The sequence below is a fragment of the Cryobacterium shii genome (genome assembly GCF_004402595.1).
Taxonomy (GTDB): Bacteria; Actinomycetota; Actinomycetes; order Actinomycetales; family Microbacteriaceae; genus Cryobacterium; species Cryobacterium shii.
Map to the genome: position 1 here is coordinate 21,149 of NZ_SOFY01000049.1, position 21,147 is coordinate 42,295.

The following is a 21,147-nucleotide window of genomic DNA, read 5'->3' on the forward strand; positions in this document are numbered from 1 at the left end:
CGGAATCAGGCTGAAACAGCCCGATTCCGGGTTTTTGGAGCAGTATCTCCGTCGAATTGGTTAGGGGCCGGGGGAAGCGGGGCGGGGGCCGCCGGAGGGCGCGGGGATTCGGGCGTCCGGGCATCCGTTTGCGCGTCTCAACAGCACAATGGATATTTTTCTTGCGTCCAGCGAATGTAAGCGCATACAGTAGAGGCATCGCCTCAGGTATTCCCGTTCGGTAGCGATACCGGCCTCGCTGCCGTATAGGTCAACGACGACACAAAGGATTTCAAGAGCAATGAAGCAATTGAGAGGGCACATCCTACGAACGGCCTTCGCCGTGGTGGGCGTGACCGCACTGCTGGCTACCAGCGCGTGCAGCATGAACGTCAAAAATCAAGCGAGCGGCCCCAGCGACGGGTCCCTGCTCGTCGCGGCCGACAACGGCTCTCCCACGTTCGAGAAGAACTTCAACCCGTTCTCCACGAGCAAGCGCGTCGCCACCACCTATATGTACGAACCGCTGCGGGTCACCAACACGCTCGACGGCACCGCGACCCCGTTCCTCGCCACCGGCAACACCCTGCCGGACGCCAAGACCGTCGTCTACGACATCCGTACCGGTGTGAAGTGGTCCGACGGCACGGCCTTCACCCCGGCCGACGTGCTCTACACGTTCAACCTCGTCAAGGCGACTCCCGCCCTCGACACCTGGGGCGTCTGGCAGCACATCGAGAGCCTCGAGGTCGTCGGCGACACCGTCGTCTTCCACCTCAAGACGGAGGATGTTCCCGCCGCCTCCATCATCGACCAGCAGCTGATCGTTCCCGAGCACATCTGGAAAGACGTGAAGGACCCGGTCACCTGGAAGAACGAGAAGCCCGTCACCACCGGCCCGTTCGTGCTGGACACCTTCACCGCCAACCAGTACACGCTCAAGAAGAACGTGGACTACTGGCAGGCCGACAAGGTCGCCGTGGAGAAGCTCGTGCTCCCCGCCGCCAACAGCCAGCTCGACGTCGTCAAGAACGGCTACGACTGGGCCTACGCGTTCATCACGGATGTCGAGGGCACCTGGGTCAACGCCGACAAGCAGCACAACAAGTACTGGTTCCCCCCGGGCGGCACGATCACCCTGTCCCCGAACCTGACCAGGGCGCCGTACAACGACGTGAACTTCCGCCAGGGCCTGAGCCTGGCGCTCGACCGGGAGAAGATCGCCACGGATGCCGAACAGGGTTACGTGGATGCCGCCGGCCAGTCCGGACTCCTGCTCCCGAACCAGGAAGCGTGGCTGAACGCCGACCTTCCCAACGAAGGAGTCGTGGCGCAGGACAAGACGGCCGCACTGGCTGCCTTCGCGAAGGCCGGCTACACCCAGCAGGGCGACAAGATGGTCGACGCCAGCGGCACGCAGTTGAGCATCAACATCCTCACCGCCAACGGCTACACCGACTGGCTCCAGGGCCTGCAGACCGTGCAGTCCCAGCTCGGCGCGCTCGGCATCGACGTCAAGCTCAGCCAGCCGCAGCCGGCCGCCTACACCGAGGCGCTCAGCAAGGGTGACTTCGATATCGCCATGAACAGCTTCGGCGGCACCGGCAGCGTCTTCCAGGACATGAACACGCTCCTGAACAGCGAATTCGCCACCCCGATCGGCACCGGCACCACCGGCAACTACGGTCGCTTCAGCGACCCGAAGGTGGACGCCCTGCTGGCCCAGCTCAAGGCCTCGACCGACGAGACCGAACAGAAGGCCATCTCCGCCCAGCTGCAGACCGTGCTCTACGAGCAGCTGCCCGTGATCAGCATGTTCTACGGCGGCCTCTGGGGCCTCTCCAGCGACAAGAACTTCACCAACTGGCCCAGTGAGAAGAACGCCTACGCTCCGCCGAACACGTGGAACTCGACCCCGCTGCTCATCCTCACGAATCTGAAGAAGGCGAAGTAACCAACCATCGCCCCGCGAGCGCGGGTGGGTGCCCCTGGGGGGACTCGCCCGCGCTCCTCTCCCTGGTGCATTTCCCGGTTTGAAATGCCGACTCAGACTCGAAAGGAACGACCCGTGCGCTACACGCTGAGCAAGGTCGGCCTGCTGCTGCTCACCCTGTGGGCGGCCGTCACGCTGAACTTCCTCCTCCCGCGGCTCATGCCCGGCTCCCCGGCGGACGCCGCCATCGCCAAACTCGCCCAGAACGGCCCGGTCAGTCCCTCGACCCGCGCCGCCATCGAGGCCCAGCTGGGCGTGCCAACGGGCAGCGCCTGGGACCAGTACCTGCAATACCTGAACAATGTGGTGCACTTCGACTTCGGCGTCTCGTACACCTTCTTCCCGCAGAGCGTCGCGAGCCTCGTGGCAACCGCCTTGCCGTGGACGCTGGTGCTCGTCGGGTTCGTTACCATCGTCGCCTTCATCTTCGGCACCCTGCTCGGCGTCCTCGCCGCCTGGAAGCGTGGCAGCTGGCTCGACACCCTGCCCACCGTCGGCGGCACCTTCGCCAGCGCGTTCCCGTACTTCTGGACGGCCCTGCTGCTGCTCTTCTTCCTCGGCTATGTGGCGGGCTGGTTCCCGACCTCCGGGGCCTACAGCAGCTCGGCGACGCCCGACTTCTCGGTCGCGTTCCTGCTGGATGCGCTCTACCACTCGATCCTGCCGGCCACCACGATCCTGATCACCTCTCTCGGCGGCTGGATCCTGGGCATGCGCAGCACCATGATCAACACGCTCGGCGACGACTACGTCACCTTCGCGGAGGCGAACGGACTGCACCCGCGCACCGTCGCCATCCGTTATGCCGCCCGCAACGCCATCCTGCCCAACCTCACCTCGTTCGGGCTCGCGCTCGGCGGCGTCGTCGGCGGATCCCTGCTCGTGGAGCGCGTCTTCAACTATCCGGGGGTCGGCTACCTGCTCTACACGGCAGTGGTCAACCAGGACTTCCCCCTCATGCAGGCCCTGTTCCTGATCATCACGATCAGTGTGCTGCTGGCCAACTTCATAGTCGACATCCTGTACGGCATTCTCGACCCGAGGACGAGACGATGACCCCCACCAGAACGATCATCCCGCCCACGTCGATCGTGAAGACGATGTCGCCGGGCGACCACGCCGGCACGGCCAACCCGCTGCGCGTTCTCTGGCGGGCCTTCGCCACCATCTGGAGCGTGCCCAAGGCCCGGATCGGCGTGGCCATGCTCGGAGTCTTCGTGCTGGTCGCGATCTTCGCCCCGCTGCTGGCGCCCTACGCCGCGACCGACAACTCCTTCGGCCGCAGCGAGGACATGAGCGCCGCGCACTGGCTCGGCACCACCGCAGCCGGCCAGGATGTGCTGTCCCAGCTCATCTACGGTGCCCGCGTCTCCGTGTTCGTCGGCTTCGTCGCCGGCCTGCTGTCCACGATCATCGCGGTGTTGATCGGATTGAGCTGGGGCTACCTGAGGGGCTTCGCCGGTGAAGTGATCAACTTCATCGTCAACCTCTTCCTCGTCATCCCGGCCCTCCCGCTGATGATCGTCATCGCCGCCTACCTGCAAAACGGCGGCATCGGCATGATCGTGCTGGTCGTCGTGATCACCGGCTGGGCCTGGGGCGCCCGGGTGCTGCGCTCGCAGACCCAGTCCCTGCGCTCCCGCGACTTCGTCACGGCCGCCATCTTCAGCGGCGAGAGCCCGTCCCGGATCGTGTTCCGGGAGATCCTGCCCAACATGACCTCGCTCATCGTCGGCAGCTTCTTCGGGGCCTCGACCGCGGCGATCCTCGCCGAAGCGGGCCTGGAGTTCCTGGGCCTGGGCGACTCGACCACGGTCAGCTGGGGCACCATGCTCTTCTGGGCGCAGAACAGCAACGCCCTCCTGACCGGCCAGTGGGTGCTGCTCTTCGCCCCCGGCCTCTGCATCTCACTGCTGGCCACCTCCATGAGCCTGATCAACTTCGGCGTCGACGGGCTGAGCAATCCGCGCCTCCGAGAAGGAGCAAAACGATGAGTCTCGTCAGCGTGCAGGGCCTGTTCGTGGTCTACGAACCGCAGGGTGCCCTTCCGGTTCCCGCGGTGCGGAACGTCTCCTTCGACCTCGAGCAGGGCGACTTCGTCGGCCTGGTGGGCGAGTCCGGGTCGGGAAAATCGACCCTGGGCTTCGCCCTGACCGGCCTGTCCAAGCCGCCGGCGCGGGTCAGCGCCGGCAGCATCCTCTTCGACGGTGTCGACATCGCCGGCATGACACCGGCCCAGCTGCGCGTGCAGCGGCACGGCGGCTTCGCCATGGTGCTGCAGTCGGGGATGAACGCGCTGAACCCGGTGCGCAGCATCCGTGACCATTTCTTCGACATCTTCACCGCCCACGGCCACGTGTCCAAACGTGACCGCGAGGCTCGGGCGATCGAGCTGGTCGGCAAGGTCGAACTGCCCGCGAGCGTGCTCGACCGGTTCTCCGGCGAGCTGAGCGGCGGGATGCGCCAGCGCGTCTCGATCGCGCTGGCCCTCTCCCTGGAACCGCGCCTGATGGTCTTCGACGAGCCGACGACGGCCCTCGACGTGCTCGTGCAGCACGCCGTGATGGACACCATCCGGGAGCTGCAGAAGTCCGAGAAGTTCACGGCCGTGCTGATCAGCCACGACCTGGGCATGGTGCTCGAGGTGACCGAACGGGTGATGGTCATGCACGACGGGCTCGTCGTGGAGGACGCGCTCGCCGCCGAGATCCTGGCCGCGCCGCAGCATCCGTACACCCGGATGCTGCTCAGCCACTACGGCGATCCGCGTGCGGCCGTCGTGGAGGTGCCCGGGCTGGCGGCCCGCGGCGGGGACCGGGCAACGGATGTCGCGGTCGCCGCGGCCGGGAACGCCCCGGTCACCGTGACCGGCGACACGCTCGACACGCTCGAGCCGGTCGCCGCGCCCGCTGCGCCGCCGGCTTCGACCGTGCGCCGCCGGGAAGGCCGCGCCGCCCGCGAAGCCATCGTGGTGACCAATGTGTCGAAGATCTACCAGCGGCCCAGCCGCGGCGAAGAGCCCGTCTGCGCGGTCAACAACGTGTCGTTCACCCTCGAACCCGGGGCGTCGATGGCGCTGGTGGGGGCGAGCGGCAGCGGCAAGAGCACCATCGCCAAGCTGATCACCGGGGTGGAGCGTCCGACCAGCGGCAGCATCACCTTCGGCGACCTGCAGATCGACACGATCAAGCGGCGGCAGCTCAAGCGGCTGCACACCGAGGTGCAGATGGTGTTCCAGGACCCGTACGCGGCGCTCAACCCGCTGCACACGGTGGAGTACATCCTGACCCGGCCGATCCTGAACTTCTCCAGGCTGCGCGGTCGCGACGCCCGGGCCCGCGTGCTCGAACTGCTCGAGACCGTGGGGCTGACCCCGGTCGAGCAGTTCGCCGCCCGGCTGCCGCACCAGCTCTCCGGCGGGCAGCGCCAGCGCGTGGTGATCGCCCGGGCGCTGGCCAGCGACCCGCAGGTGATCATCGCCGACGAGCCGGTCTCGATGCTCGACGTGTCGCTGCGGGCCGGGGTGCTCGCGCTGCTCGACAGCCTGCGCGAGACCTGGGGCGTGAGTATGCTCTACATCACTCACGACCTGCTCAGCGCCCGCCTGGTCACCGACCAGATCATGGTGCTCAACAGCGGGGCGGTGGTCGAGGAGGGCCGCACGGCCGACGTGCTGCAGAACCCGCAGGACGAGTACACCATCCGGCTGCTCGAGGCCATCCCGCACCCGACCGTGGGCGGGCTGGTGCAGTCGTGAGCGTCTTCCTCGAATCGTCGGATTTCTCCGCCGCCTCGGACGCCTTCGGCGAGTACGGCCTCGCCGGGGTGGGCTGGGACGGGGTCGGCCCGTTCGGCGCGCTCCCGGTGCCGCTGACGGATGCCGTCGCGCACCTGGGCCTGGACCTCCCGGTCGGACGCCTGACCGGGTTGCGCTCCCGGCCGGTGGGGCCCAGCCGCGGAACGGTGCTGCTCGTGCCGGGTTTCACCGGTTCGAAGGAGGACTTCGGCGGTTTCCTGCCCCTGCTCGCCGCCCACGGCTGGGACGCCTGGAGCTACAGCCAGCGCGGCCAGGCGGACTCCGCGGCGCCGGTCGGCGAAGAGAACTACACCCTCGAACTCTTCGCCCGGGACGCGGTCGCCGTGGCCGCCCTGATCGGCCGCGACGGTCCGGTACACCTGCTCGGGCACAGCTTCGGCGGTGTCGTGGCCCGGGCCGCGGCCATCCGGTCGCCCCGGAGCTTCTCCGACCTCACGCTGCTCTGCTCGGGCCCGCACGGCTGGGCCGGCCGGCTGGACCGGGAGGAGACGATCATCCGTTCCCGCGGTTCTGCGGCCTTGTGGGACGAGGACAATCCGCACACGGTCGGCCGGGCCGACGCGGAGCTCACCGCCGACGAGGCCTTCCGCCGGTTGCGGATGGGGCGCACCAGCGACGACAGCCTGCTCGGCGCGGCGGAGATCCTCTCCGACCCGACCGACACCACGGCCGAGCTGCTCGGGACCGGGCTCGACGTGCTGGTCGCGCACGGCGCCGACGACCCCGCCTGGCCGCAGGAGTGGCAGCGCACCATGGCTTCCCGGCTCGATGGCACCTACGAGATCATTCCGGACGCGGCACACTCGCCGCAACGGGAGAACCCGGTCGCGACCGCGGCCGTGCTCGACCGTTTCTGGTCCCGCCGCGTCGGCTAGGGCCATCCTCGTCGGGCCGCGTGGCTCATCCGTTCATCGTTTTTCACCGCAAGTGCAACAAGGAGTTATCGTGCTGAACTTTCCCAACGGCTTCCTCTGGGGTGCCGCCACGGCCGCCCACCAGATCGAGGGCAACAACGTCAACAACGACTGGTGGGTGAAGGAGCACGCCGTCGGCACGCAGATCGTCGAGCCCAGCGGCGACGCCATGGACAGCTACCACCGGTTCGGCGAAGATATGAAGCTACTCGCCGACGCCGGCCTGAACTCCTACCGGTTCAGCATCGAATGGAGCCGGATCGAGCCGGAGCCCGGTTTCGTCTCCCGCGCCGAGATCGACCACTACCGACGGATGGTCGACACGGCCCTCGAGTGCGGGCTCAACCCGGTCGTCACCCTGATGCACTTCACCGTGCCGCAGTGGATGTTCGAGAAGGGCTTCTGGCGCAACCCCGACGCGCCAGAGCTGTTCGCCCGGTTCACCGAACTGACCCTGCCGATCGTGGCCGACGGCGTCGACTACGTCTGCACGATCAACGAGCCCAACATCGCGGCCATGCTCGCCGGCGGGGAGAGCGCCGCCAACCTGGTGGCCTTCGGCCTGCCGCGGCCCGACCTGCAGGTGGCCGACGCGCTGCTCGCGTCGCACAAGGCCTCCCGTGAGGTGCTCGCCTCGGTGCCCGGCCTGAAGTCCGGTTGGACCGTCGCGACCCAGGCGTTCCACTCCACCGGCGAGCCCGGAGCGGACGAGAAGCTGCGCGAATACGCCTACCCGAGCGACGACTGGTACCTGGAGAACGCGCGCGGCGACGACTTCATCGGCGTGCAGGCGTACACCCGCACGTTCGTGGGCCCGGACGGCCCCCTCCCGGTTCGGGACGACGTGGAGACCACGCTCACCGGCTGGGAGTTCTTCCCGCCGGCGCTCGAACTCGGCGTGCGCGCCGCCTGGGAGCTCAGCGGGCACGTGCCGGTCATGGTCACCGAGAACGGTATCGCCACCGCGGACGACACCCGCCGGATCGACTACACGGATGGCGCCCTCCGCGGCCTGCACGCCGCGATCGAGGACGGCATCGAGGTGCTGGGCTACCTGCACTGGAGCGCCCTGGACAACTACGAGTGGGCGAGCGGGTTCCGGCCCACGTTCGGGCTGATCGCGGTGGACCGCGAGACCTTCGTGCGCACGCCCAAGCCGAGCCTGGCCTGGCTCGGCGAGGTCGCCAGGCGCAACGGGCTCGTCTAGCCGCCCGGGCGCCGGCGCTGCTGCTGGCGCTGCTGGCGCTGCTGGCGCTGCTGGTGGCGCTGCTGGTGGCGCTGCTGCTGGCCCGGGCGCGGGAGCGGCTGCCGCCGAGCGGGCCGCCTCAGGATGCCGAGAGTCGTCATTTCGGCCGAATGTCGCCGCCCCAGCGGGTCACGTCGGCACAAACGGCGAGTCTCGGCGGCATTTCTGCGCCGAGTTCGTCCGTTCCGGTCGAGTTCGCCTGGTGCGCCGGTCGATCTCGACCGGACGTGGCGACCTCGGCGGGCGCGGCGCGGGCGCGGCGCGGGCGCGGCACTGTGGGGCGCGGCGCCGCGGGCTACTTCGTGCGCACCACGATCTGGTTGCCCCACGGGTCGTCGAAGCCGAGGGTCTGCCCGTCGTGACGGGTCTGCACTCCGAAGTGGGACATCCGTTCGTTCAGGGCGCCGATGTCGTCGGTGCCGGGAAGGATGATGTCGACCTCGCCGAGCCCGAGGGCCAGGCGGCGCCGGCCGGAGCCCGTGCTGTTCCAGGTGTTCATGGCCATGTGGTGGTGGTAGCCGCCGGCGGAGACGAACAGGGCCGAGCCGCCGAGGCTGGCCGTGGCCTCGAAGCCGAGCCGGTCCACGTAGAACTCGCGGGCCGTGGCGACATCGCCGACGGAGAGGTGCACGTGGCCGACGATCGCGGTGCCGGTCGACGGATGCGCCTGCCCGTCCCGGGTGAGGTGCTCGCCGATGAAGGCGTTGGGGTCGAGGTAGAGGGTGGCCATCTCGACCTGGCCGTGGGTCCAGCTCCACTCGGTGCGGTCGCGGTCCCAGTAGAGCTCGATCCCGTTGCCCTCGGGGTCGTTGAAGTAGAAGGCCTGGCTGACCAAGTGATCGGCGCTGCCGGTGAACGATCCCGGATGCGTCGTGCCCACCGAGTAGACGGCCGCGGCGAGCTGCGCCTGCGTCTCGAACAGGATCGCGGTGTGGAAGAGTCCGCTCGACCGCGGCTCGGCGGCGGCCAACTCCGGGGCGTGCTGCAGGATCACGATCGGCGTGCTCCCGCGGCCGAGCACGGCGATCGGGCCGTCGTGGCTCAGCAGCGTGAGGGTCGCCGCATCCCGGTAGTACGCGATCATGGCGTCGAGGTTTCCGACGCGCAGGGTCACCGCGCCCATCCCGGTCGACGCGGGCAGGAGGTCGTTCGCAGATCTCGTCACACCTGCGTTAACGGATGCCGCGCGCCCCGTATTCCGCCGGCGGGCGACGGGCGGCCCGCTCAGTCCTCGTGCAGCTGGATCAGGTTGCCGCAGGTGTCGTCGAAGAGAACGGAGGTGCCGGAGGCATCCGTGCTCGGTTCGCCGATGAAATGCACGCCGAGGGCGCGGAGTCGCTCGTACTCGGCGCGCACATCGGGGGAGCCGAACACGATGGCCGGCAGGCCGAGGCTGCGGATGCCCTGCGCGTACTTCTGGGACACCCTGTTGTCGCTGGGCTCGAGGAGGAGGCCGACGCCGTCGGGATCTTCCGGGGACTTCACGACATAGAGCTGGTGCTCCGGCATCGTCAGCAATTCCTGGAATCCGAGCACGGACGTGTAGAAGTCGAACGCAGCGGCGGGGTCGTTCACGTGGACACTGCACATCTTGATACGCATGCGCGGAGCGTATCATTTTGCGGCCCGGAGCCGCGAAACTGTGACGCGCCGCGTCGTCGAGGAGGCCTCCGCCGGGCTGCGTCCGGCGCGGGATTACGCCGCGGAGGCGGCGTGCGTCAGGCGTTCGAGCAGCTCGAGGTAGCGGGCCGCGGTCTGCTCGATGATCTCGGCCGGGAGCTCCGGCGGAGTGCCCGTCTGGTCCCAGTGGGCGGCGAGCCAGTCGCGAACGATCTGCTTGTCGAAGCTGGCCATCCGTTGCTCGGGCGTCGTGCCCGACTGCCAGAGGGAGGCGTCCCAGTAGCGGCTCGAGTCGCTGGTGAGCACCTCGTCGGCAAGCGTGATGACGCCGGTGACGCGGTCGGCGCCGAACTCGAACTTGGTGTCGGCGAGAATCACGCCGGCCTTCTCGGCGATGCCGGAGGCGCGGCCGAAGATCTCCAGCGACAGGCGACGCAGCTCGGCGGCGACGGATGCCCCGACCAGCTCCACCGTGCGTTCGAACGAGATGTTCTCGTCGTGCTCGCCCATCGGGGCCTTCCAGGCGGGAGTGTAGATGGGCTCCGGCAGGCGGTCGCCGTTCTGCAGGCCGGCGGGCAGCGGGATGCCGCACACCGTCCGGGCGGTCTGGTATTCCTTCCAGCCCGATCCGGTCAGGTACCCGCGCACGACGCATTCGATCGGGAACATGTCCAGCGTCTTGCAGAGCATGGCGCGCCCGGCGACGGCCGCCGGGATCAGGCTGGTGACCGCGCCGTTGACGGTGTGGTCCGGCAGGAGGTGGTTGGGGATGCCCGCGAGCTGGTCGAACCACCACAGGCTGAGGGTGGTGAGCAGTTCGCCCTTGCCGGGGATGCCGGGTTCCAGCACGTGGTCGAAAGCGCTGACGCGGTCGCTGGCGACCACGAGCACGCGCGCGGCGGTGGCGAGGTCGGCGGCGGCATCCGTGTTTTGGTCCTGGTCCTGGTCCTGGTCCTGGGGAACGTAGAGGTCGCGCACCTTGCCCGAGTAGGCGTGGCGCCAGCCCGGAAGGTCGAGCGGGACGGATGCGGTGGGCTGGTCGTGTGCGGTCACGGCTACATTCTCGCGCACCAGCGCTCGTTGGCGCGAACGATCGGCTCGTCGGACGGGCTGGTGCCGCTCGCCCGGGGGGCTTACTCAGGAGAATCGCGCTGCCGGCGTCATTCGCCCGCGTGTTTCCGGGCGGTTCGGGCCGGTTCTCGCCGAGCGTCCTGAGTTGGCCACAACCGAGTCGGCGCCCGGGGTGGCGAGCCTCTCCGCCGGGGGCTGCATAACTACTGCAATTCGCTGCCCGGCGCTTGGTCCGCCGCGCGATTCCGGGAATCCGTCGAGACGGAGCGCGAAATTGCCGGAGTTATGCACATCGCGGACAGGGAAGGCGGGCGACTCTGCCGAGTGCGCGGTCCAGTGCTCAGTCGGCGACGCGCGCGGCGATGTCGGTGCGGTACTGGGCTCCCTCGAGGGTGATCAGGGCGAGAGCCTCGTAGGCGCGGGCGCGGGCATCCGTGAAGCCGTCGCCGACCGCGACGACGCTGAGCACCCGCCCGCCGGTGGAGACGAGGGCGCCGTCGATCACGGCGGTCGCCGCGTGCGCGACCGTGACGCCGGACACGCCGGATACCGCGCCGAGCCCGCCCAGCGGACGCCCGGTGACGGGCGCATCCGGGTAGTTCTCGCTGGCGAGCACGACCGTGACGCAGGCGTTGGCCGAGAAGACCGGGCGGGCCAGGCCGCCGAGCCCCCCGGTGGATGCAGCGAGCAGCAGGCCGGACAGCGGCGTGACCAGGCGGGGCAGCACGACCTGGGTTTCCGGGTCGCCGAACCGGGCGTTGAATTCGATCACCCGGATGCCGTCGACGGTCAGAATGAGCCCGCAGTAGAGCAGCCCGATGAAGGGGGTGGCTTCGGCGGCCAGCTGGCGCACGGTGGGGAGAGCGATCGTCTCGATGACCTCGTCGATGAAGGCCTGTTCGCTGCCGAATTCGGCGTCGAGCCAGGGCAGCGGCGAGTAGGCGCCCATGCCGCCGGTGTTGGGGCCGAGGTCGCCGTCGCCGAGGCGCTTGTAGTCCTGGGCGGGGGATAGCGGCAGCACAGTGTGGCCGTCGCTGAGCAGGAAAAGGGAGACCTCCTGCCCGTCGAGGAATTCCTCGATCAGCACGCTGCCGTGCTGCAGCCAGAAGGTGGCGTGGGCGAGCGCGGCGTCGCGGTCTGAGGTGACGAGCACGCCTTTGCCGGCGGCGAGTCCGTCGGCCTTGACTACGTAGGGGGCGCCGAATTCGTCCAGTGCGGAGGTGGCCTCGGCGAGCGAGCCGGCACGCTCGGCGCGTCCGGTGGGTACGCCGGCGGTGTCCATGATGCGCTTGGCGAAGGTCTTGCTGCCTTCGAGGGCGGCCGCGGCCTGGCCGGGCCCGAAGACGGGGATTCCGCGGGTGCGCAGCGCATCGGCGACACCGGCGACCAGGGGGGCCTCCGGCCCGACCACGACCAGCTCGATGCCGTTCAGGTTCGCGTAGTTGGTGACCTGCTCGGGGTCGGCCGGGTCGAGCGGCACCACCGGCACATCCCGGGCGATCCCGGCGTTGCCGGGCGCGGCCACGATGTCATGGCGGGGCTCCTCGCGGAGCAGCGCGGTGATGATGGCGTGCTCGCGGGCACCGGAACCGAGGACCAGAATCTTCACCCCGTCAGGTTAGCGGATGCCGTCGCTCCCGCTACGTCCACGGCGCGCCTCCGCGGCGCGGGACTCGTGGCCCCGAGAGTGCCCGTTCCGGTCGAGAGTGGCCGGCGGAACGGGCGCGCTCGACCGGAACGGGCACACTCGAGCTCGCGGATGGCGTGGGCAGCTGGGATCGCGGGGGAGTGTCGTGCTGTCGCGGGGGAGTGTCGTGGAGTGTCGTGCGGTCTCGGGGGAGTTGCGCGGGATGCGCGATGGCCCGGGATGGCGCGCGGCTGTTGCGCGGAAGCTGCGCCGCTGCGCGCGTGGCGCGCCACCGGCGCAGCGGCGCAGCGCGGGGGGCGGGGGGCACTGAGCGGCTCGTGCACGCGGGGGCACCGAGCAGCGCGCGGGGGCACTGAGCGGCTCGTGCACGCGGCAGACTGGAGGCATGGCACGAGCGAGGATCGACGACGGGGCGGGACGCGCGGCGGTGCGCGCGTTCGCGGCGGAGCAGGCGGCGGCGAGCCGGGACATCCGTGCGCTCGCAGTGCGCTACACGCTGCAGCTGCTGGCCGAGCAGGCCGCCGGCAACACCCTCGAGGTGCGGGTGCCGCCCTTCGGCGCCGTGCAGTGCATCGCCGGGCCGCGTCACACCCGCGGCACACCGCCGAACGTCGTCGAGACGGATGCCGCCACCTGGCTCGCCCTCGTCACCGGCACCCTGGCCTGGCCCGACGGGCTCGCGACCGGGCGCATCCACGCGTCCGGGAGCCGGGCCGACCTCGCCGCGCACCTCCCGCTGCTCTAGTCCGCGCTGCCCCGTCCCGCCGGCAGACCCGCTCGAGTTCCGCTCGAGCCGCTCTCCCGCCCGCTCTCCCGCCCGCTCTCGTGACCATGACTGTGACGGGGTCGGGGAGCGCGGGGTGCGCGGGAGGCTGTCAGGCGAGGATCGCGGTGACCTCAGCGAGGGTGGGCATCGAACTCGTCGCGCCCGGCCGTGTGACCGCCACGGACGATGCGACCGTCGCCCAGCGCACCGCATCGATCATGGCCGTCGCGCTGATGGACCGCCCGCCGATGGCCGCACCACCGGCACCACCCGCACCAACGCCAGCACCTCGACCCGCATCGCCGCCACCGGCTCCCGCGCCGCGGTCCGCGCCCGCGGCCAGCTGGGCGACGAGCACACCCACGAACGTGTCGCCGGCCGCGGTCGTATCGACGGCGCGCACCGGACGGGCCGGGGCCAGGCCCAGCACGGAGCCGTCGAACGCGACCACGGAGCCCTCCGCGCCCAGGGTGACGATCGCCCAGGTGCCGCCGGCGCTGAGCAGCTCGGCCGCCCGCACCGGGTCGCTCTGGCCGGTGAGGGCGGCGGCCTCGAGCCGGCCCGGCACGATCAGGTCGACCAGGTCGAGGAACCCGTCCGGCAGTGTCACCACCGGCGCCGGGGTGAGCACCGTGAAGACTCCGGCTGCCCGCGCCGCCGCGAGTCCCTCCACCAGCGCCGAGACGGGCAGTTCGCACTGCATCATCAGGAACGCCGCGCGCTCGATCGCCTCGCGTTGGGTGCGGCTCAGCGCGGTCAGTGCGGCGTTGGCGCCGGGAACGACGACGATCGAGTTCTCGCCCGAGTCGACGACGGCAGTATGCGCCGTGCCGGTCGGCTCGACGGCTGATTCCAGCCCGTCGTCCGGGATCCCCTCGCGCGCCAGCAGCCGGCGGATCTGCTCTCCGTGTGCGTCCTCGCCGACCATCCCCAGGAAGTCCACCCCCGCGTCGAGCCGGGCTGCGGCGACCGCCTGGTTCAGTCCCGCGCCGCCGGGCTCAGAACTGAAACCGGTTCCGAAAAGCGTCTCACCCGGCCGCGGCAACCGCGGCTGCCGCACGACGAGGTTCACGTTGGCGCTACCGAGTACCGCGATCCTGTTCACCGCACCAGTCTCGCATCCGCCCGGCTGAGCGCAGGTGCCCACGCGTGCGCCCCACCTGCCGCTATCCGCCTCGGCAAGGCGACAACTTGGGCGCACGCGCGATAGATCGCGGGATCACGCGGCGGCCGCAGCCGCCCGGGGAACGCCCAGCCTCGGTCCCGCGCGCCCGTGCGAGAATAGGGAGGTGACTTCAGCCCAGCAACCCGAGCACCTGTCCGCGGAGTCCGGAGCCGGCGAGTCCGGAGCCGGCGAGTCCGAAGCCGTCGAGTCCGGAGCCGGCGAGTCCGGAGCCGGCGAGACCGTGGTCGACAAGGCCAGCGTCACCGTGCGCCGTTCGCCGCGCTACTTCAACTTCATGATCCTCGGGGCCGTGATCGGTGCGATCACCGCCTTCATCCTCACCCTCGCCTTCCCGGCGAACGCCGAATTCGGCGCGGCCCAGGTCTTCGGATTCCTGCTGCTCGCCGGCATCGCCCTTGGCGTCACCGTCGGCGCCGTCGCCGCGATCGTGATCGACCGTGTGATCGGCCGCCGTGCCCGCACGGTCGTCGTCGATAGACTGAACGCCCAAGGTTTGCGCGACGCCGGGGCACCGGATTCCGCATCCGGCTCCCGTCTTTCCGACCAGAACTGAGAACGCACGAATCTCAGAGCCCCGCACAACTCAGAGCACGCGATTCTCGGAGCCTAAGAACTCAGAGCACTGACAGTAAAAGAGGCATCCATTTTGGCTGGTGGCGACGGACTATTAAGTCACGATCTTCTTCCCGGTGAGAAGGGGCCGCAGGATGCCTGTGGCGTCTTCGGTGTCTGGGCGCCCGGCGAAGAGGTGGCCAAGCTCAGCTACTTCGGCCTGTACGCCCTGCAGCACCGCGGCCAGGAATCGGCCGGCATCGCCACCAGTGACGGCTCCAAGATCCTGATCTACAAGGACATGGGCCTGGTCTCCCAGGTCTTCAACGAGGCCGCGTTGAGCACCCTGATCGGCCATATCGCCGTCGGGCACACCCGCTACTCGACCACCGGCTCGTCGAGCTGGCAGAACGCGCAGCCGACCCTCGGTCGCACCTCGGGCGGCACGGTCGCCCTCGGCCACAACGGCAACCTCACCAACACGGCCGAACTCCTGCAGCTCGTGCACGAGCGCTACCCGAAGGTGGAGGGCGAGCTCGCCCGCGGCAACACCACCGACACCGCCGTGATCACCGCGCTGTTCACCGGCGACCTCGACCACACCCTGGAAGCCACGGCGCTCGAGGTGCTGCCCCGCCTCCGCGGCGCCTTCTGCCTCGTCTTCATGGACGAGACCACCCTCTACGCCGCCCGCGACCCGCAGGGCGTTCGCCCGCTGGTGCTGGGCCGCCTCGAGCGTGGCTGGGTCGTCGCCTCCGAAACCGCCGCCCTCGACATCGTCGGCGCCAGCTTCGTGCGCGAGGTCGAGCCGGGCGAGCTGATCACCATCGACGAGGACGGCCTGCGCACGCAGCGTTTCGCCGAGGCGAAGCCCGCCGGCTGCGTGTTCGAATACGTCTACCTGGCCCGCCCCGATACGACCATCGCCGGCCGTGGGGTGCACGAGGCGCGGGTCGAGATGGGTCGCCGCCTGGCCCAGGAATACCCGGTCGAGGCCGACCTGGTCATCCCGACCCCCGAATCCGGCACGCCGGCCGCGATCGGCTATGCGCAGGCCTCCGGCATCCCGTTCGGCCAGGGCCTGGTGAAGAACTCCTACGTGGGACGCACCTTCATCCAGCCGTCCGAGACCATCCGGCAGCGCGGCATCAAGCTCAAGCTCAACCCGCTCAAGGCCGTGATCAAGGGCAAGCGCCTGATCGTCGTCGACGACTCGATCGTGCGTGGCAACACCCAGCGCGCCCTGGTCAGCATGCTGCGGGAAGCCGGCGCCGCCGAGGTGCACGTGCGCATCTCGAGCCCGCCGATCACCTGGCCATGCTTCTACGGCATCGATTTCGCCTCCCGGGCCGAACTCATCGCGACCGGCCTCGGCGTCGACGAGGTGCGCCAGGCCATCGGCGCCGACTCGCTCGGTTACCTGTCACCCGAGGGCATGATCGCCGCCACCGAGCAGCCGCCCGAACGCCTGTGCACGGCCTGCTTCACCGGCGTCTACCCGATCCCGCTGCCCGACTCGGCGCACCTGGGCAAGAACCTGCTCGAACGACCCGCCGCAGCCTCGAATGGATGCGACCCGGGCCCCGACTCGGAATTCGAGCCTCTGCTCGACCCCGCTGAGCGCCTCGACCTCGACCCTCTTCACGAAGAAACCCTGGTCAAACAGGGCAAGTCCCCGATCGGCGATCCAGGAAGACAAGAATGAGCAACGCTTCATATGCGGCAGCCGGAGTAGACACCGCGGCCGGCGACCTGGCCGTCTCCCTGATGAAGGCCGCCGTCTCCAAGACGCACGGCCCCGAGGTGCTCGGCGGTTTCGGCGGTTTCGCCGGCCTCTACGACGTATCGTTCCTCACCTCCTACCGCCGCCCGCTGCTGGCCACGTCCACGGATGGCGTCGGCACCAAGGTCGCGATCGCCCAGGCCATCGACAAGCACGACACCATCGGCCAGGACCTGGTCGGGATGGTCGTCGACGACATTGTCGTGGTCGGGGCCCGCCCGCTCTTCATGACCGACTACATCGCCTGCGGCAAGGTCGTCCCCGAACGCATCGCGGACATCGTCGCCGGCATCGCCCGCGCCTGCGCCGACACCGGAACCGCCCTCGTCGGGGGCGAGACCGCCGAGCACCCCGGCCTGCTCGGCGTGGACGACTACGACGTCGCCGGCGCCGCCACCGGCGTGGTGGAGGCCGACCAGGTGCTCGGCGCCGAGAACGTGCGCCACGGCGACGTCGTCGTGGCGATGGCCTCCTCCGGGCTGCACTCCAACGGCTACTCGCTCGTGCGGCACATCCTCGCACAGCGCGGCATCGGCTACACCGACACCTCCGCCGAGCTCGGCGGCGTGGTCGGCGAGGTGCTGCTGGAGCCGACCCGCCTCTACACCGGACCGCTGCTCAGCGTGCTGGCCGACCCCGAACTGGCCGGCGTCGTGCACTCGCTCAGCCACGTCACCGGCGGCGGCATCGCGGCGAACCTCGCCCGCGTGCTCCCGCTCGGGGCCTGGGTCGAGGTCGACCGGTCCACCTGGTCCCCGTCCCCCGTCTTCCGGGTGCTCAGCGACATGGCGGGCGCCTCGCTGGAGAGCTCGGAGGGAACCTGGAACCTGGGTGTGGGCATGTTCGCCGTCGTCTCGGCGGATGCCGCGTCATCCGTGATCGCACGTCTCGCCGCCGACGGGATCCCGGCCTGGGTCGCCGGCCGCGTGTCGACCGCGCCGCACGACCTCGCGGGCTTCGAGCAGGGCGTCAAGGGCGTCAACGGCGGGGCCGTGCGCCTAGTCGGCGGTTACGCGAACTAGTCGGTCGCCGCGTGCGTTCAAATGGCCGCCATCGATGAAACGATGGCGGCCATTTGAGCGCACACGCGAACGGATGATGCCCGGCGGTGACGGAGGGGGCCGACAGGGAGGGGCGCGGGGCTAGGCGCGCTTCTGCTCGTCTTCGGTCGCGTAGTGATCGACGTATTGGTCGTCGTCGTCGCCAGAAGCATCGTCGGAGCCCTTACCGGGCTTGCCGGCTTCGTATTCCGGCCACTTCGCCAGGTCTTCGTCGAGGCGCGGGTCATCGACCGGATGCCCGGTGAGCTCGCGTTCGAGCGCGTTGTAGTTGGTGTCCGGGCTGAAATACTTCAGCTCGCGGGCGACCTTGGTGTGCTTTGCTTTTTGACGGCCGCGCCCCATGCGTGACCCCCTAACGATGCCAGGCCGGGTGAGGAGTGAATCTCCCGGGAGTTGCCGAACGGAATGGTGAAAACTAGCCGTCAGTTTAGCATGATGACCCGCAGGCCCCACTGACGCGCTTGACGCTGTGCACTGCTCTGAAACCGCGCACTCGCTAGTGTACGACCGCGCGCTGGGATCAGCCTGAGCGGGCGAGCAGATACCCGGCGCCGCAGGCGAGGAATCCGAGCAGCAGAGTGCCGACCAGGTTGACCGCGCCGGCCCGCCAGCGCCCCCTGAGCAGGAGTTCGACCGTCTCGACGCTCCAGGTGCTGAAGGTGGTCAGCCCGCCGCAGACGCCGGTCAGGAGGATCAGGCGCAGTTCCAGAGAGACGGCCGCGCGCTCGGCCAGTCCGAGCACGACGCCGCCGACCAGCGCGCCCACAACGTTCACGATCAGCACGCCCAGGGGGAGTCGTCCGGGGCCGGCCGGCAGGGCGCGGGACACCAGGAAACGGATGACCGCTGCCGCGCCGCCGCAGACGAGCACGCCGAGGACCAAGCCGACGCTCACGGGGTGACCCCGGCATCCGTGCCGCCGAGTGGAAGGCGCTCTGCCGCGGCCCGGCCGCCCAGCCGGAGTCCCAGCGCCGCTGCCGCGAATCCGAGCAGGAGCGTGGCCGCGAGATAGGCCCAGGCCAGCGGCGAGAAACCCGCGGAGACCAGCGCCACCAGCGAGACCATCACGGCGGAGAAGGTCGTGAACGAGCCGAGCACGCCGCCCCCGAGGGCCGCCTTGAGCCAGGACGGCACGGCCGGCCGGGTCCAGAGGCCGGCCACCAGCCAGCCGAGCAGGAACGCGCCGACGACATTGGCGAGGAGCGTGCCGGCCGGGAATTCGGCGTCAGCGTGCGGGAGGGCCAGGTCGATTCCGAGCCGGAGGCCGGTGCCGGCCATTCCGCCCAGGAAGACGGCCGACCCCAGCCGCAGCATGGCTACTTTCGCTTTCGCCGGCGGGCGGCCGACGGCCGCGACTTCGGCGGGGTGACGCCCACGACGGCCGACTGCCTGACCGGGATCTCCTTGGTGGCCGGGGCGAGCGGTCGCCGTGGGATCGGGCGGGGACGCACGGGCTCGCCGCGCCGGTCCTGCCCGGGCACGGGGCGTGAGCGCCGCCCGTAGATGAGCTCGGAGGAGTCGAGCAGCCAGGGCACGAGCGCGATGGTGACGCCGTGCACGAGCATCAGTTTCTGGCGCAGCCGCCGGGCCTTGTGGTTGTGCAGCAGGCTCTCCCACCAATGCCCCACGATGTAGATCGGCGTGTACACGGTGACGACCTCGGAGCCGTGGTCCTCGCGACGATCCTTGATGTAGCTGATCAACGGCCAGCTGATGTCCCGGTAGGGAGACTGCACGATGTGCAGCGGCACCTGGATGTTCTGCTTCACCCAGGCGCGCTTGAGCTCCTTGGTCTCCTCGTTGTCGATCGAGATGTGCACGGCCTCGATGCTCTCGTGCCGGGCGGCGATCGCGTAGTCGAGTGCCTTGAGCACGGGCTTCTGCATCTTGCCCACCAGCACGATCGCGTGGTCGCCCTGGGAGCCGAACGTCGTCTCCGAGTCGACTTCGATTTCCTTGGCGACGTCCCGGTAGTACCGGTTGACGCCGAGCATGAGGGTGAACAGCACCGGCATCAGCACGAACACGAGCCAGGCGCCGTGGGTGAACTTGGTGATGGTCACCACGATCAGCACCACCCCGGTCAGGAGGGCGCCGAAACCGTTGATGGACAGGCTGGCGACGATGGATGCCCGGTTCGGCGGGTTCGTCTTGAGCAGGGACAGCCAGTGCCGCACCATGCCGGTCTGCCCGAGCGTGAAGGAGACGAAGACGCCGATGATGTACAGCTGGATCAGCACGGTCAGGTTGGCCTGGTAGATGACCAGGATCACACAGGCGAAGAACGCGAGCAGCAGCACGCCGTTCGAGTAGATCAGGCGGTCACCGCGGGTGCTGAGCGACTTCGGCGCGTAGGAGTCCTTGGCGAGCACCGAGCCGAGCAGGGGGAAGCCGTTGAACGCCGTGTTGGCGGCCAGGAGGAGCACGGCCGCGGTCGCGGCCTGCAGCACGAAGAACATGATCGAGTTGTTGCCGAAGGTGGCCGCCGCGATCTGCGCGATCAGGCTGCGCTGCGGGGAGGTGGCGCATTCCTGCCAGCCGATCAAGTCGCAGGGGTTCTCCGCGTAGTGCACCTTGGAGAAGAGGGCCAGGGTCGTCAGCCCGACGAAGAGCGTGATGGCGATGCCACCCATGAGCACCAGCGTGCGCTGGGCGTTCTTTACCTTGGGATGCTTGAACGCGGGCACCCCGTTGGCGATCGCCTCGACGCCGGTGAGCGCGCTGCATCCGCTGGCGAAGGATCGCAGCAGCAGCAGGATGAACGCGGACTGGGCGAGGTTCTGGGCCTCCACCTCGTAGCCCGCGGATTCGGCCATCGGGGTGTCGCCCAGGGCGACCCGGGTGAGACCGACGACGACCATCAGGAGCACGCTCGCGATGAAGAGGTAGGTCGGGATGGCGAACGCCTTGCTGGATTCGTGCACACCCCGCAGGTTGACCGCCGCCAGCAGGATCACGAAGAAGACGGCGAACTCCACCCGGAAGGGAGCGAGTCCCGGGAGGGCGGAGATGATGTTATCCACGCCGCTGGCCACCGACACGACCACGGTCATGACGTAGTCCACCAGCAGGGCGGAGGCGACGACCAGGCCGGCCTTCTCGCCGAGGTTCTTGTGCGCGACCTCGTAGTCGCCGCCGCCGGACGGGTACGCCTTGATCAGCTGGCGGTAGGAGGCGGTGACCACCACGAGCAGCAGCACGACGACGGCCGCGACCCACGGTGCGAAGCTGAGAAAGGCCAGCCCGCCGAGGGTGAGGATCATCAGGAGCTCTTGCGGGGCGTAGGCCACGCTCGACAGCGGGTCGCTCGCGAAGATCGGCAGGGCGAGGTGCTTGGGCAGCAACTGGCCTTCGAGCTTCTCCGTCGAGAGAGGGTCGCCGATGATCCACCGTTTCGGTGATCGTGTTTCTGGTGCCGGGGGGCTTACCTCTGGAGTCACGAGGGTCGACACTACTCCCTTGCACACTTCTGACAAAACAGTGACAGAGTGCCGACCCTGCGGCGTGTCGC

General features: G+C 69.3%; 19 protein-coding genes. 10 read left to right on the top strand and 9 right to left on the bottom strand.

From position 1 onward, the window contains the following. Positions 1–280 precede the first annotated feature (280 nt). The 6 genes from E3O49_RS09150 to E3O49_RS09175 all read left to right on the top strand — a co-directional run bounded on the left by E3O49_RS09150 (position 281) and on the right by E3O49_RS09175 (position 7,910). Complete coding sequence (locus E3O49_RS09150) at positions 281–1,933, top strand: ABC transporter substrate-binding protein (protein ID WP_134366766.1); 1,653 nt, start codon at positions 281–283, stop codon at positions 1,931–1,933. Positions 1,934–2,047: 114 nt separating this feature from the next. Beyond that, positions 2,048–3,028, top strand: a complete 981-nt coding sequence (locus tag E3O49_RS09155) for an ABC transporter permease (protein WP_134366765.1) — start codon at positions 2,048–2,050, stop codon at positions 3,026–3,028. Continuing rightward, complete coding sequence (locus E3O49_RS09160; protein WP_241976215.1) at positions 3,025–3,966, top strand: ABC transporter permease; 942 nt, start codon at positions 3,025–3,027, stop codon at positions 3,964–3,966. The genes E3O49_RS09155 and E3O49_RS09160 overlap by 4 nt, the downstream gene beginning before the upstream one ends. Next, on the top strand, positions 3,963–5,729 hold the full coding sequence (locus E3O49_RS09165; protein WP_134366764.1) for an ABC transporter ATP-binding protein: 1,767 nt from the start codon (positions 3,963–3,965) through the stop codon (positions 5,727–5,729). Before E3O49_RS09160 ends, E3O49_RS09165 begins: the two co-directional genes overlap by 4 nt. Beyond that, the gene (locus E3O49_RS09170; protein WP_134451409.1) at positions 5,726–6,664 is read left to right on the top strand and encodes an alpha/beta fold hydrolase; all 939 of its coding nucleotides are present in this window, start codon (positions 5,726–5,728) and stop codon (positions 6,662–6,664) included. The genes E3O49_RS09165 and E3O49_RS09170 overlap by 4 nt, the downstream gene beginning before the upstream one ends. Positions 6,665–6,734: 70 nt before the next feature. After that, a complete protein-coding gene (locus E3O49_RS09175) occupies positions 6,735–7,910 on the top strand; it encodes a glycoside hydrolase family 1 protein (protein ID WP_134366762.1) in 1,176 nt (391 codons plus the stop codon). A gap of 334 nt (positions 7,911–8,244) precedes the next feature. Here the strand turns inward: E3O49_RS09175 and E3O49_RS09180 are convergent, their stop codons facing one another. The 4 genes from E3O49_RS09180 to purD form a co-directional block, all read right to left on the bottom strand. Beyond that, positions 8,245–9,072 carry a VOC family protein gene (locus E3O49_RS09180; protein WP_134366779.1) on the bottom strand — a complete coding sequence of 276 codons (828 nt, stop codon included), beginning with the start codon at positions 9,070–9,072 and terminating at the stop codon, positions 8,245–8,247. 101 nt (positions 9,073–9,173) lie between these two features. Continuing rightward, complete coding sequence (locus E3O49_RS09185) at positions 9,174–9,551, bottom strand: VOC family protein (RefSeq protein ID WP_134366761.1); 378 nt, start codon at positions 9,549–9,551, stop codon at positions 9,174–9,176. Between the two features lie 93 nt (positions 9,552–9,644). After that, complete coding sequence (locus tag E3O49_RS09190) at positions 9,645–10,622, bottom strand: phosphoribosylaminoimidazolesuccinocarboxamide synthase (RefSeq protein WP_134366760.1); 978 nt, start codon at positions 10,620–10,622, stop codon at positions 9,645–9,647. A gap of 358 nt (positions 10,623–10,980) precedes the next feature. Next, positions 10,981–12,249, bottom strand: coding sequence for a phosphoribosylamine--glycine ligase (gene purD, locus E3O49_RS09195; RefSeq protein ID WP_134366759.1), 1,269 nt, complete (start codon positions 12,247–12,249; stop codon positions 10,981–10,983). 424 nt (positions 12,250–12,673) lie between these two features. Between purD and E3O49_RS09200 the strand changes: the two genes are divergently transcribed. Next, on the top strand, positions 12,674–13,033 hold the full coding sequence (locus E3O49_RS09200; protein WP_134365003.1) for a sterol carrier family protein: 360 nt from the start codon (positions 12,674–12,676) through the stop codon (positions 13,031–13,033). A gap of 130 nt (positions 13,034–13,163) precedes the next feature. On the opposite strand, the gene E3O49_RS09205 is transcribed toward E3O49_RS09200, so the two are convergent. Continuing rightward, positions 13,164–14,159, bottom strand: coding sequence for a ribokinase (locus tag E3O49_RS09205; RefSeq protein WP_134365004.1), 996 nt, complete (start codon positions 14,157–14,159; stop codon positions 13,164–13,166). A gap of 184 nt (positions 14,160–14,343) precedes the next feature. Here E3O49_RS09205 and E3O49_RS16765 point away from each other — a divergent pair, with 184 nt between their 5' ends. The 3 genes from E3O49_RS16765 (at position 14,344) to purM (ending at position 17,597) form a co-directional block, all read left to right on the top strand. Then, positions 14,344–14,793, top strand: a complete 450-nt coding sequence (locus E3O49_RS16765; RefSeq protein ID WP_179954740.1) for a hypothetical protein — start codon at positions 14,344–14,346, stop codon at positions 14,791–14,793. A 93-nt stretch (positions 14,794–14,886) separates the two neighbouring features. Beyond that, positions 14,887–16,497 (top strand): amidophosphoribosyltransferase, encoded by a 1,611-nt coding sequence (purF, locus tag E3O49_RS09220; RefSeq protein WP_134365007.1) that lies wholly within the window; start codon positions 14,887–14,889, stop codon positions 16,495–16,497. After that, a complete protein-coding gene (purM, locus tag E3O49_RS09225; RefSeq protein WP_134451411.1) occupies positions 16,494–17,597 on the top strand; it encodes a phosphoribosylformylglycinamidine cyclo-ligase in 1,104 nt (367 codons plus the stop codon). The genes purF and purM overlap by 4 nt, the downstream gene beginning before the upstream one ends. A gap of 120 nt (positions 17,598–17,717) precedes the next feature. On the opposite strand, the gene E3O49_RS09230 is transcribed toward purM, so the two are convergent. The 4 genes from E3O49_RS09230 to E3O49_RS09245 form a co-directional block, all read right to left on the bottom strand. Further along, a complete protein-coding gene (locus E3O49_RS09230; protein ID WP_134365009.1) occupies positions 17,718–17,978 on the bottom strand; it encodes a DUF3073 domain-containing protein in 261 nt (86 codons plus the stop codon). 178 nt (positions 17,979–18,156) lie between these two features. Next, positions 18,157–18,531 (bottom strand): fluoride efflux transporter CrcB, encoded by a 375-nt coding sequence (gene crcB / locus E3O49_RS09235; RefSeq protein ID WP_134365010.1) that lies wholly within the window; start codon positions 18,529–18,531, stop codon positions 18,157–18,159. After that, positions 18,528–18,950, bottom strand: a complete 423-nt coding sequence (locus E3O49_RS09240) for a fluoride efflux transporter FluC (RefSeq protein WP_134365011.1) — start codon at positions 18,948–18,950, stop codon at positions 18,528–18,530. The genes crcB and E3O49_RS09240 overlap by 4 nt, the downstream gene beginning before the upstream one ends. A gap of 2 nt (positions 18,951–18,952) precedes the next feature. Continuing rightward, positions 18,953–21,076: an APC family permease gene (locus tag E3O49_RS09245; protein WP_134365012.1), complete on the bottom strand. Its 2,124-nt coding sequence runs from the start codon at positions 21,074–21,076 to the stop codon at positions 18,953–18,955. Positions 21,077–21,147 lie beyond the last annotated feature (71 nt).